Source organism: Bacillus sp. BC05(2025), assembly GCF_056725905.1.
Window position 1 is genome coordinate 205,368 of sequence record NZ_JBWYRA010000002.1, and the last position, 12,938, is coordinate 218,305.

14 protein-coding genes are annotated in these 12,938 nt (G+C 36.4%); all 14 read right to left on the reverse strand.

Going from position 1 to position 12,938, the window contains the following annotated elements; translation table 11 throughout:
* Positions 1–271: 271 nt before the first annotated feature.
* Positions 272–1,384: a histidinol-phosphate transaminase gene (hisC, locus tag ACZ76X_RS06870; protein ID WP_479850006.1), complete on the reverse strand. Its 1,113-nt coding sequence runs from the start codon at positions 1,382–1,384 to the stop codon at positions 272–274.
* 120 nt (positions 1,385–1,504) lie between these two features.
* Entirely contained in the window at positions 1,505–2,590 is a 1,086-nt protein-coding gene (gene aroB / locus ACZ76X_RS06875) for a 3-dehydroquinate synthase (RefSeq protein WP_479850007.1), read from the reverse strand.
* Positions 2,590–3,762, reverse strand: a complete 1,173-nt coding sequence (aroC, locus tag ACZ76X_RS06880) for a chorismate synthase (protein WP_479850008.1) — start codon at positions 3,760–3,762, stop codon at positions 2,590–2,592. Before aroC ends, aroB begins: the two co-directional genes overlap by 1 nt.
* Before the next feature lie 273 nt (positions 3,763–4,035).
* On the reverse strand, positions 4,036–4,482 hold the full coding sequence (ndk, locus tag ACZ76X_RS06885) for a nucleoside-diphosphate kinase (protein WP_000415885.1): 447 nt from the start codon (positions 4,480–4,482) through the stop codon (positions 4,036–4,038).
* Between the two features lie 124 nt (positions 4,483–4,606).
* Positions 4,607–5,569 carry a heptaprenyl diphosphate synthase component II gene (gene hepT, locus ACZ76X_RS06890; RefSeq protein WP_098670520.1) on the reverse strand — a complete coding sequence of 321 codons (963 nt, stop codon included), beginning with the start codon at positions 5,567–5,569 and terminating at the stop codon, positions 4,607–4,609.
* A gap of 37 nt (positions 5,570–5,606) precedes the next feature.
* A complete protein-coding gene (menG, locus tag ACZ76X_RS06895) occupies positions 5,607–6,320 on the reverse strand; it encodes a 2-heptaprenyl-1,4-naphthoquinone methyltransferase (protein WP_001187667.1) in 714 nt (237 codons plus the stop codon).
* A gap of 29 nt (positions 6,321–6,349) precedes the next feature.
* The gene (locus tag ACZ76X_RS06900; protein WP_479850009.1) at positions 6,350–7,099 is read right to left on the reverse strand and encodes a heptaprenyl diphosphate synthase component 1; all 750 of its coding nucleotides are present in this window, start codon (positions 7,097–7,099) and stop codon (positions 6,350–6,352) included.
* A 212-nt stretch (positions 7,100–7,311) separates the two neighbouring features.
* Complete coding sequence (gene folE, locus ACZ76X_RS06905) at positions 7,312–7,881, reverse strand: GTP cyclohydrolase I FolE (RefSeq protein ID WP_001151482.1); 570 nt, start codon at positions 7,879–7,881, stop codon at positions 7,312–7,314.
* Positions 7,882–8,001: 120 nt separating this feature from the next.
* On the reverse strand, positions 8,002–8,274 hold the full coding sequence (locus ACZ76X_RS06910; protein ID WP_001043860.1) for an HU family DNA-binding protein: 273 nt from the start codon (positions 8,272–8,274) through the stop codon (positions 8,002–8,004).
* 299 nt (positions 8,275–8,573) lie between these two features.
* Positions 8,574–10,052 carry a stage IV sporulation protein A gene (spoIVA, locus tag ACZ76X_RS06915; protein ID WP_000416519.1) on the reverse strand — a complete coding sequence of 493 codons (1,479 nt, stop codon included), beginning with the start codon at positions 10,050–10,052 and terminating at the stop codon, positions 8,574–8,576.
* 242 nt (positions 10,053–10,294) lie between these two features.
* Positions 10,295–11,008, reverse strand: a complete 714-nt coding sequence (locus ACZ76X_RS06920; RefSeq protein ID WP_479850010.1) for a hypothetical protein — start codon at positions 11,006–11,008, stop codon at positions 10,295–10,297.
* Positions 11,009–11,072: 64 nt separating this feature from the next.
* Positions 11,073–11,276: a DUF2768 domain-containing protein gene (locus ACZ76X_RS06925; protein WP_479850011.1), complete on the reverse strand. Its 204-nt coding sequence runs from the start codon at positions 11,274–11,276 to the stop codon at positions 11,073–11,075.
* 267 nt (positions 11,277–11,543) lie between these two features.
* Positions 11,544–11,795, reverse strand: a complete 252-nt coding sequence (locus tag ACZ76X_RS06930) for a stage VI sporulation protein F (RefSeq protein WP_000369753.1) — start codon at positions 11,793–11,795, stop codon at positions 11,544–11,546.
* Between the two features lie 114 nt (positions 11,796–11,909).
* Positions 11,910–12,932: an NAD(P)H-dependent glycerol-3-phosphate dehydrogenase gene (locus ACZ76X_RS06935; protein ID WP_098670523.1), complete on the reverse strand. Its 1,023-nt coding sequence runs from the start codon at positions 12,930–12,932 to the stop codon at positions 11,910–11,912.
* Between the last annotated feature and the right edge of the window lie 6 nt (positions 12,933–12,938).

Below are 12,938 nucleotides of genomic sequence, written 5' to 3' on the forward strand. Positions count from 1 at the left end.
ATGAGCATCCCCTCACTCATTAAAGTTTCACTTTATCATAAGCAACTAGGTGTAACAACGCAACCTTTAGAAAGGGCATACTTCTTCTTGTACTTTCACTCATAACGATTCGAATATGACACCGATACCGCATTACTACTTTCTATTGTACCGTTTTCTTTCATTACCGTGCAAATAACTTCCCTTATTAATTATTAGCCCGCACGAACTCTTTACAGTTCTTCTTTGTTTAAATAAAAAAGACTCCTATATTAGGAGCCTTTACAAACTCTTAAGAGTATGTTTCTTCTTTCTTTACTTGCTCGTTTACAAGCTCTTTCAATAGTTCTATAATTTCATCATTTTCTTCTTTCAAACCGACAGTAATACGAATACCATCATGTATACCAAATGCAGCACCAGAACGAACGATATAGCCTTTCTTCATTAATCGTTCGAAAACCTCATTACCAGGAATACCGAGCTTTAAGAAAATGAAATTTGTTTGAGATGGATAATAGAATACGTTATATTCCTTACAAAATGCGTAATATTGATTTAATCCTTCTTCATTCTTTTTCACACATTCTTGTAAAAATGCTTGATCTTCTAACGCAGCAAGTGCTACAGATTGCGCTACAGTCGATGTATTAAATGGTAACCTTGCTACTTCTAGTTGCCCAATTAACTGCTCATTACCAACCGCATATCCGATACGGAAAGCGGCTAAACCATATGCTTTTGAAAACGTGCGTAAAACCATAAGATTTTCATACTTTTCAAGAAGTGGTAATGTTTGCGGATAGTCTTCTGCCCCCGCATATTCATAATATGCTTCGTCCATAATAACGAGCGCTGACTTAGGAACTGAGTCTAAAAATGAAAGTAATTTTTGTTTCTCTACATATGTACCTGTTGGATTATTTGGGTTACAAATCCATACGATCTTCGTTTTATCATCTACTTGCTGTAACATCGCATCTAAATCGTGAATGCCCTCTTTAAGTGGTACTTCACGAACTTCTGCTCCTTCAATCACAGCATGGTGATGGTATTGCGAGAATGTTGGATTCGCCATTACAACATTTGTTCCTTCGTGTAGTAATGCACGGCTAATCATTTGAATGACTTCATCTAATCCACTACCAAATAAAAGTTGTTCCGCTTTAACACCTAAATATGTTGCTACTTTTGTTCGAAGTTCAAAAGCATGCCCATCTGGATAAAGAGCGTATTGACTCGCTAAAGAAGTTAATGCTTCTGTTACACGTGCTGAGCAACCGAATGGATTTTCGTTCGATGCTAATTTCACAATTTTTGATAACCCATATTCCCTTTTTACTTCCTCAATGTTTTTCCCAGGTACATATGCTCTCAAAGTTAACAATTGCTCTTTCACTCTCATTTTTCTTCCCCCAGTCGTTTTATTCAATTCGATTACAATAAGGTTACAATCTCTCACTGCAATCGTTTATCTTAACCGTCACTATTACGAGGATACCTTGAAACAAGCACTTCTTAGCTCTTAAACCATATCCTTTTGAAATGCCTCTAACGCAATATGAACAGTCTCATCTGGAATAGATACGACATTCACTACCCCATATTCCTGCATAAGCACCATATGAATTGCTCCAGCATTCGCTTTCTTATCTTGTTTCATCAATTGAACGAGACGCTCTACATTCAAATCACTTGGCATTTTTGGATATCCGTACTTTAAGAACCACTGCTTCATCTCTTCATAAGAAAGATCAATATTGTATACTTGCTCACTTAAAAACAAGGCAAATAACATTCCAACTGCTACCCCGTCACCGTGAGTAATATTTCCATATCCTAGTTCTTTTTCAAGAGCATGGCCTAACGTATGTCCAAAGTTCAAATGAGCACGTACACCTTTTTCTGTTTCATCTTGCGATACAATGTTTGCCTTTACAGGAATGGCCTTCGTTAATATATGGATTAATTTCTCATCACGAAGATCTGATAATGTTTGCACTTCTTCTTTTAGCCAATTATACAGTTTTACATCACCAATAAGAGCATGTTTTATCACTTCTGCATAACCTGAACGCCACTCTTTTTCAGGAAGAGACTGTAAAAACGGCGTATGATATACAACTGCTTCTGGTTGATGGAATGCCCCTATCATATTTTTACCTAACGGGTGATTAATTGCTACTTTCCCACCTACTGCGCTATCGTGGGCTAATAAAGTCGTTGGAACTTGAACAAAGCGAATTCCACGCATAAACGATGCAGCAACAAAACCAGCTAAATCTCCAATCATCCCGCCTCCAAGTGCGATAATTAAAGAATTTCTATCTAATTTATTTTCAAGAGCTGACGTATGAGCCGCGTAGAAATTTTCAAAAGACTTCTCTTTTTCACCACTCGGTACGACAAATGAAAATACTTTTTGCTCTACTTGCAATGCATCTACAACTGTCTGTAAATGTAAAGATGCAACAGCTTCATCTGAAATGATCATGATGTTTGATACAGATGGCTGCATATTTTGAACAATTGTTGTCAAATGTGACAACGATTCTTTTCCTACATGTACATCATATTCTTTTGATTTCGTTTGAATATGTATGTTTCCCATTAAAATCCCCTCGCATATTCATTATGTTTCTCAATATTTTCACGAATAAGGTCCATACGATCTAATCCGAATTGTTCTATTAAAGCTGTCGCTAATTCCCAAGCTACAACCGCTTCTGCAACGACACTAGCGGCTGGAACAGCACAACTGTCTGAACGTTCAATGCTTGCTGTAAAAGGCTCTTTCGTATCAATATCAACACTTTGAAGGGGTTTATATAGTGTAGGTATCGGTTTCATCACACCGCGCACAACAATTGGCATGCCAGTCGTCATTCCACCTTCTAAACCACCTGCGTTATTTGTTCTTCGTGTATATCCATGCTCTTCATTCCAAAGAATTTCATCATGAACTTCACTTCCTGGTCTATGCGCTGCTTCAAAACCAATTCCAATCTCGACACCTTTGAAGGCATTAATGCTCATAATTGCGGCTGCTAATTTTGCATCTAGTTTTCGATCATAATGCACATAGCTGCCTACTCCAATTGGCATTCCTTCCACAATTACTTCAACGATGCCACCGATTGAATCACCATTTGATTTCGCATCATCAATTGCTTTTATCATTTGATTACCAGCTTCTTCATCTAAACAACGTACGGGTGATGCTTCTGTAACACTTTTTAATTCTTCAATTGAACGATACGTAGTCTCCTTAGCCTGTACACCGCCAATTTCAATTACATGGCCCGCTACCGTAATACCAAGCTCCGCTAATATTTTTTTAGCAACCGCACCAGCAGCAACACGCACTGTCGTTTCGCGAGCTGAAGAACGTTCTAATACATTTCTCATATCTCTATGACCATATTTAATCGCACCATTTAAATCAGCATGTCCAGGTCTCGGTTTTGTTACTTTCCTTTTCATTTCTTTTTCTTCTTGTTCTGTTAATGGCTCTGCACCCATAATTTTTGTCCAATGTGCAAAATCACGGTTTTCAACAACAAGTGCAATTGGAGAACCTAATGTCTCTCCATGTCTAACACCACTTACAATTTGCACTTGATCTGTTTCAATTTGCATCCGTCTACCACGCCCATATCCCTTTTGCCTTCTAGCTAACTCTTCATTTATATCAGCCGCAACTATTGGTAGACCTGCTGGTACACCTTCTATAATCGTTGTAAGTTGTGGACCATGAGATTCACCAGCTGTAATATATCGCATACGTTATTCCTCTTTTCGTATATGTATTTATCTCGCTATATTAAGCAATAAAATTATCCTTCATTACTCTAAAAATATGAAAGAAATTATATACTACATCAGCCATTCGCTTATTCCCCGATAGGCCGTTTACTTTACATATCAATATATCATAACAGCCTAAACTTCGTAACTAATTGCAATAAAAAAAGTGCAAGAAGAATACCCCTATTCTCCTTGCACTTTCTACTATTATCACAGTGATTAAAGCGTTTACAAATTATTTCAAAATAATTAGTAAATCCATTCATTCATTAATTTTGAGTAGTCTACTAATTCTTCTTCTTTAAAGAAAATAGCAATCTCACGCTCTGCACTTTCTAACGAATCAGAACCGTGGATAATGTTTTTCGCAACAGTTACACCGAAATCTCCACGAATTGTTCCAGGAGCTGCTTCATGTGGTCTTGTTTTACCCATCATGTTACGAGCTGTATCTACTACACCTTCACCTTGCCATACCATTGCGAATACAGGGCCAGATGTAATAAAGTCTACTAATTCACCAAAGAAAGGTTTCTCTGTGTGCTCAGCATAGTGTTGTCCAGCAATTTCCGGAGTGACTTGCATTAATTTTGCACCAACTAATTGAAAGCCCTTCTTCTCAAAACGAGCTACAATTTCCCCAATGAAAGCACGTTGTACACCGTCTGGTTTAACCATTAGAAATGTTTTTTCCATAAAAAATCTCTCCACTTCTGAATTATGTATGTAATTGTATATCCCCACACACATATTAACACCCTTATCACAATTGTGCAATAGTTTTGAAATAGAGAGATTATTTTATTTTTTAGAAAAAACACTAAAATTTTCGTTTTCCAATATACTTTGCTACATTTTGTAATGCATACTTCGCTTGTCCACGTGGAAGTGGTTTTATAATTTCTAATGCTTTATGTAAATAACGTTCACTAAACGCAAATGCTTTATCAATAGCAGCACTATTCTTTACAGCCTCAATAATTTCTTTCATTTCATCCGCTGTTGTATTTTCATGTACAGATTTAATTTTCTTGCAAAGAACCGGATCTTCCATAGCATATAAAGCAGGAAGCGTAATATTCCCTTGTAGTAAATCTCCACCAGCAGGTTTCCCAAGTTTCTCTTCTGTGGAAACGAAGTCTAAAATATCATCAATGATTTGATACGACATCCCTACGAAATATCCATACCAAAACAGACGATTTACCGTATCACGATTCGCGCCAGCAGCAATTGCTCCTAATTGGCAACTCGCAGCAATTAATAATGCTGTTTTTCGCTTTATTCTTCTTAAATACGTTCTTAAATTTTGGTCATAGTCATACTTATCTTTAATTTGTTCAATTTCACCTTTACACACTTCTAAAATGGTATGCGATAGCGCCTGATGCGCCTCAGGAATTTCAATATTTGTTATACATTCAAGAGACTTAGCGAATAAATAGTCCCCTGTATACATTGCAATACGATCTCCCCATTTCGCATTCACAGTTGCGCTACCACGTCGTAAAAATGCAGCATCAATAACATCATCGTGAACAAGAGAAGCCATATGAATAAGTTCTAACGCAACAGCTACATGCTTAATGGCGTCTAACTTATAATTTCCAAATTTACCCGCAAGCAACACAAATACAGGACGAATTCGCTTCCCACCAGCTTCAATAAGTTGTAATGCCGCCTCTTCTACTAATGGCTGTTCAGAAGCAACTGTCTTTTTTAATTCTTTTTCTATCACATTAATATCCGATCGTAAAAAAGAGTACATAAGTTGTAACTTCATATTGTTCACCTTAACCTAAAACTTCTTTTTTCTTTTTCTATTTTGATTCTGGTTTCATACCTAAATGCATCGCTGCTACCCCAAAAGTAAACGGCTTCACTTGTACACGTTCAAGTCCAGCTTTTTCGAACATATTAGCCAATTCTTTCATACCAGGGAATGTACTAGCAGATTCTTGTAGCCATGAATATTCTTTATAACTTTTCGCAAATAACTTTCCAAATAACGGCATGATATATTTAAAGTATAAAATATATCCTTGTCGAAAACCAATCATTGTTGGCTGAGATGTTTCTAAACAAATTACTTTTCCACCTGGTTTTACTACACGCGTCATTTCTTTTAATACGTGCATATAATCCGGTACGTTACGTAAACCAAATCCAATCGTTACATAATCAAATGTATTATCTTCAAACGGAAGTTCCATTGCATTCCCGTGTAGAAGTTCTACTTGTTTTAATTGTAACGCCTCTACCTTTTGCTTTCCGACAGATAACATATTTTCACTGAAGTCTAAACCAACAACCTTGCCCTGTTCACCTACCGCTCCAGCTAGCGCAATTGTCCAGTCCGCTGTCCCGCAGCATACATCAAGCGCTTTACTACCTGGTTTTACATCCATAATGCGCATCGTTTCTTTACGCCACGCTTTATGTCTTTGAAAACTAATTACAGAATTCATTACATCGTATTTATCAGAGATTTTCTCAAATACATCATGTACTCTTTCTTCTTTTGATTGTTGCATGCTCGTACCTTCTTCCAATGTAAAATTGCTTATGTCTTCGATTTATCTCTTAACACAGAGTTTATTTCGCTTATATCTGTGTGATTTTCTAAAAATTGATTTTCTTTCTTTCTCAGTTCCATCATCCATCTATTCATAACTTTTTCTGCATCCGCTTTATCGTTCAAAATCTCTTGAACAGCTTGAAAAACAGGTGAATGTTGTTTATCAGCGTATAGTTCACATTCTTTTTGAAGACGATTTTTTCCTAATACATACGTTATAAACGGCTTCCAATGCGCTAAATGAAAATGATCACATGTTTTTTGTAAGAGTGCAGAATCAATCGTTACTACACTTTCCATTATATCATCCATCGTTTTATGCGCTTTTTGATATAACATTATTTTATGTTCATTAATTTCTTTAATTCCTTCAGCAAGCGCACGAATTAAAACAATATCACGATTCATAGACAATAAGTAATAATATAACCCGCTATAGTAATCACCAGCAAGCACTGTTAACTGGCGACGTTTATGCGATTCATTTGCTTCTTCCCCTGCCTTATTTGATACTCTTTCATGTGTATCAAGCGCAATTTGAACAAGCATAATCGTTACTACATAATGCTCAATTTGTTCTATATGTAATTTTGCACTTTTTAAAGCACCATATAACAATGCTATTTTCTCTTCATCAATATATGGTTCTTCAATATAGTTTATAAAATAAGGATGGCGTAATTTCTCCATCAATTTCTCTCTTATACCCGCATACCCTCCGTAGATGTCACACACAAAAATCACCCTTGTTTTCTAATTCATAAAACTTATTATAACACATACATTCTATTTTCTATAACCAAAACTTGGCTACTCTTTCCAAACTTCCATCGAATGAAATAACATCTTCCATTCTTTTAAGTAATCTTTCTATTCTCGCTCTGCCTTCCTAAAACTATATCATTTATTTACAAAAAAAAAAAAGAAAAGCAGTTTCCCACTTTTCTTTACTTCGTTTTAATAAAAGATAAAATTTCACTACGTGCCGCAGCATCATTTTCTAGTACACCACGTACTGCTGTTGTTACTGTTTTTGCACCCGGCTTTTTCACACCGCGCATCGTCATGCACATATGTTCTGCTTCTACTACTACCATTACACCGTGCGGCTCTAGTACTTCCATAATAGAATTTGCTACTGTTGATGTAATACGTTCTTGTAGTTGTGGACGACGTGCAATTGTATCTACAGTACGAGCTAATTTACTTAACCCTGTCACTTTTCCGCCTTGCGGAATATATGCAACGTGAGCAACTCCATAGAACGGAACTAAATGATGCTCACACATCGAATAAAACGGTATATCTTTTACTAGTACAAGCTCCTCGTGATCTTCTCCGAACACTTTATGCAAATGTTCTTTCGGATCTTCATGCATACCTGAGAACACTTCAGCGTACATTTTTGCAACACGCTTTGGTGTATCAAGTACTCCCTCACGATTTGGGTCATCCCCGATTGCCTCTAAAATAAGGCGTACTGCATGCTCAATTTGTTCTAAATTAACTTTTGCCATCCGCTAGCCCTCCCGAAAACCTAAAAGTGATACGAACACATTCTAGCATATTTATGTTTTTAAAAGCAAAAAGAAGAGTTTCCAAAAAGGAAACTCTTCTTCCCTGTTAATATGTAAGGATTATTTAACCGCATCTTTTAACGCTTTACCAGGTTTGAATGCAGGTACTTTACTTGCAGCGATTTCAATCTCCTCACCTGTTTGTGGGTTACGACCTTTACGAGCCGCACGCTCACGAACTTCGAAGTTACCGAATCCGATCAGTTGTACTTTATCACCTTGTTTTAAAGCTTCTAAGATAGAATCAAAAACAGCGTCTACTGCTTTTGTTGCGTCCTTTTTAGAAAGGGAACTTGCTTCTGCAACAGCATTGATTAAATCTGTCTTGTTCATGCCATTCACCTCCTCCCAAAGATAAGACTGTATAATGATCATAAAATGAGTCTTACTTTCATTTGTAGGCAATTTTTGCAAATTCTATACTACAAAGATGTAGATAAATCATTATCAACGCCTATATTATACGATTCTCCTTTATAATTCAATATTTTTAAGGAAATTGTTACTCTTAAAATGTGAAAATCTGATGAAACTTGACAATTTACAACAATATATTAGATAATGACTGTTTATTTTTCTATTTTATATGCAAAAATAAAAAAAATCCCTCTACGATGAGAGGGATTTTTTTCTTATAATATAATCGCAATTAATCCGCCAGATCCTTCATTAATAATTCTTTCTAGCGTTTCTTTTAATTTATATCTCGCATTTTCCGGCATTAAAGATAGTTTCGCTTGAATGCCTTCTCGAACAATAGAACTTAGCGAACGTCCAAATATATCAGAATTCCAAATTGATAATGGATCATCTTCAAAATCTTGCATTAAATAACGAACTAATTCTTCACTTTGCTTTTCAGTACCAATGATTGGCTCAAACGTAGACTCCACATCTACTTTAATCATATGAATAGATGGAGCTACAGCTTTTAATTTCACACCAAATCTTGAACCGTGACGAATAATTTCTGGTTCATCTAAGCTCATGTCAGCTAACGCAGGTGCCGCTACACCATATCCTGTTTGCTTTACCATACGCAGAGCATCCGCCACTTGATCGTATTCTATTTTCGCATGAGATAAATCGAGCATAAGCTTTAATAAATGATCTTTCCCTCGGATTTCTACCCCTACAACTTCTTTTAAAATTTGATCATATAATTCATCTGGTGCGTATAAATCAATCTCTGCTACGCCTTGCCCCATATCAATACCAGCTAGGCTCGCTCGATCAATAAATTCATACTGACTAAACTGCCAAACGACACGATCCACATCACGAAGACGTTTTATATCCTTCACAGTCTCTTGAACGGCTTCTTGATAACTTTGACGTAACCAATGCCCTTCATTTAGCACCATTACCCAGCTCGGAAGGTTCACATTTACTTCTAAAACAGGGAATTCAAATAACGCCTCTCGAAGTACATTGTATACATCTGTTTCTCTTAAACTTTCAACACTCATCGCAATGACTGGGATATCATATTCTTCAGATAAACTTTGGCGCAATTGCTCTGTATCTGGATGATACGGCTGTACAGTGTTAATGATCATAATGAAAGGTTTTCCGACTTCTTTTAGCTCATTTACGACGCGTTCTTCTGCCTCTATATAATCTCTTCTTGGAATTTCACCAATCGTTCCATCTGTTGTAATTACAACACCAATTGTTGAATGTTCTTGAATTACTTTACGTGTTCCAATTTCTGCAGCTTCATGGAATGGAATAGGCTCTTCATACCAAGGAGTATTAATCATGCGTGGGCCATTCTCATCTTCATAGCCTTTTGCTCCTGGAACTGTATATCCGACGCAATCTACTAATCGAATATTCACTTCAAGACCTTCATCTACTTCAATAGAAACCGCTTGGTTTGGAACAAATTTCGGTTCCGTCGTCATAATTGTACGGCCAGCTGCACTTTGAGGCAGTTCATCCTGTGCCCTTTGACGGTCAGACTCATTCTCAATATTAGGGATAACTACAAGTTCCATAAATTTTTTAATGAATGTTGATTTCCCTGTTCGAACAGCTCCTACAACTCCAAAATAAATATCACCGCCTGTGCGTTCCGCAATATCTTTAAAAATATCTACCTTTTCCAAGTGATTCCCTCCCTCAATATTTTTGGGAATAATTCCACGTTTATAGTCAACTAATACCTTCTCTAACGTTGCCTATAATATCTGATATAATATAATGGTATTCTAGAAGTTCGGACAATATATCATATAATTTTGTCCAATTTCATATGACTATTAAAAAACACCTTTTGTTTGCATCGCAAGTTGTGTAACATAAAAAACCTTTCTTCTAGAACTTATTCACTAAAAGAAAGGTTCATGACTTATGATTTTAAAAAAATTGGTTCTCCATCCTTTACCGTATACGGCAAAGAATACGCAGGTACAAATGGAGAATCTTTCGAAAGGATATTTCGAATATCTTCTCCCTCCTTACATTGTCCTTCATTCTTTTTCAACGCTTCATATAAGTCGATTCTATAATCAACAAAAAGTTCTCCTTTTTCGTTGATTACAAACGGTAGTCCTTTACCAGAATAAGGACTTGTCACTTGCGGTACATCTTTATATCCTAGTTTTTTGAAATCTAATTCATACACACCATCTGAAATTACCTTTTTAAAAGGTGGATATTGATGTTCATCTCGATACATCCGAAGCTTTAAAGATAATTCCTGAATTTGTTCAGCCATCCTAACATCAATTAACTTTACTGTCGGGTTTGTTTCAACATCTATTAATACGTATTGATATACTCCTCCACTTTCATACGCGTTCCCTGGCGCTTCTTGTATGTAACGCGGAGAAATTTTTTGAAAATCGATTGGATACTTTTGATAAATAGGCGTATTCATATCCCGCGTCTTAATTGGCAATATCCCACTATTTTGCTCCTTAAATGTCGCAACAGCTTTTTGAACGACCTGTAGCTGATCTTCATAAGGAACAGCATTTTGTTTCATATTTTCTTTTGGATACAGACATCCTGTTAAAAGGCTGATACAACAAAATATTAAAATAATATGGATTTTTTTCACTAGTAATCACCTTTTCATACTAATATAACTTGCTCCGTATGTAGCATTTTCGAGACCATTCCCTTTACTGCTGTACAGGTCCACTAAATACAACAAGAAAAATAACAATTCCTGACACAATCATAAGGGTGTAGGCTACCAATGCTGTAATCCCTTTCAAAATTTTATTCTTTATTTTATATCTGCTTAGCAAAATAAAACTTACTGCAAAAAACATAAAGCCAATTGCCCCTAAAGCAAACCACATTTTTATAAGCCCTTCCGACATATACACACCCCTTTTTATTAATCTATTTTTATACTATTTTAACAAATTAAAATCTTTAAACAAATACAAAAAGAACATTTTACTACAAATTGCGAATATGTAACTTTAATCAATAGGTTTTTCAGCATTTCCCACTAATCTACAAAAACATAAAAACCGAAGCGAGTGTATCTCTCGCTTCGGTTGACCAAATATGCCCAAAACAGCTCTATTCCCATACTTTCATGGCTATCATATGCAATCTACAAACTCTTTGTTTCTCATATTTTATTTTTTAAACATTTTGCTTAACGAGCCAAAATCTGCCGGCATATTATTGTTAATAATCGCTTTTACAATTTGATCCTCTTGTTCTTTCGGCACTTCACGTCCTGCCATAAGAGCCACTTGATGAATTAATTGACGAAGCACAGTTTCATCACGTAAATTCGCATTTTGTACAGATGATGCTAATTTAAAAATATCTTCTTTATTCACTTTCGCTTCTTTTTCAATGTTATTAAAAATGTTATTATCCATTCTTTTCACCCTCTCCTCAAGTTACTCTTCATCCTATGCAAAAATAAAAAAATGGTGAAAAGACCCAAAAAATAAAAAGCGACAGAAGTACAAATGTACTTCTGTCGCTTTTCTTTACAGTAAGTCAGGTATAGCTTCCACTTCGTGTTTTCGAACACGTCCCATTAATGAGCCTACTGCATCTTTTACATTATTCCCATTAAATAGCACGTCATATAAAGCTGCTGTAATCGGCATTTCAACTTCCATTTTCTCTGCTAATTCATGAGCAGCTTTCGTTGTTCTTACACCTTCTACAACCATACCCATACTTTCTAACACTTCTTCTAAAGAGTGTCCTTTTCCAAGCATATTTCCAGCGCGCCAATTTCGGCTATGAACACTTGTACAAGTTACAATTAAGTCTCCCATACCAGTTAGACCAGCAAACGTTAACGGATTTCCGCCCATTTTTCTTCCTAAACGAGCAATCTCCGTTAAACCACGTGTCATTAATGCCGCTTTCGCATTATCACCTAATCCAAGTCCATCAGTTATCCCCGCAGCTAATGCGATAATATTTTTTAACGCACCACCAAGTTCAACTCCAACGATATCTGGATTTGTGTATACACGGAAGTAACTATTCATAAACAAGTCTTGTACTTCCTCAGCCGCTTCCATACGCTTCGCCGCTGACGTAACGGTCGTCTCTTGACGTAAACCAACTTCTTCAGCATGACTCGGTCCAGACAGTACAACAACGTCTTTAATTAAGTCCTCTGGAATTTCTTCCTCAATCACTTCCGAAATACGTTTTGACGTACCAGGTTCAATTCCTTTACTTGCATGAATCCAAGTAGTCGGACCCGCTACATATTTCTTCATATCTTGCAGTACTTCTCTATACGCTTTCGTTGGTACTACAAGAAGTACTACATTTACATCTACTAATGCTTCTTCTAAAGAAGAGTAGGCTACGATTGTGCTTGGCAATGTAATTCCCGGAAGGTATCGACTATTCTCATGTTTTGTATTAATCTCATCCATAAGTTCAGAACGATTTCCCCAAATACGTACATCATGCCCATTGTCAGCTAATACCATCGCTAACGCTGTTCCCCAGCTACCTGCTCCAACTACTGTGATTTTTGTCATAAAATC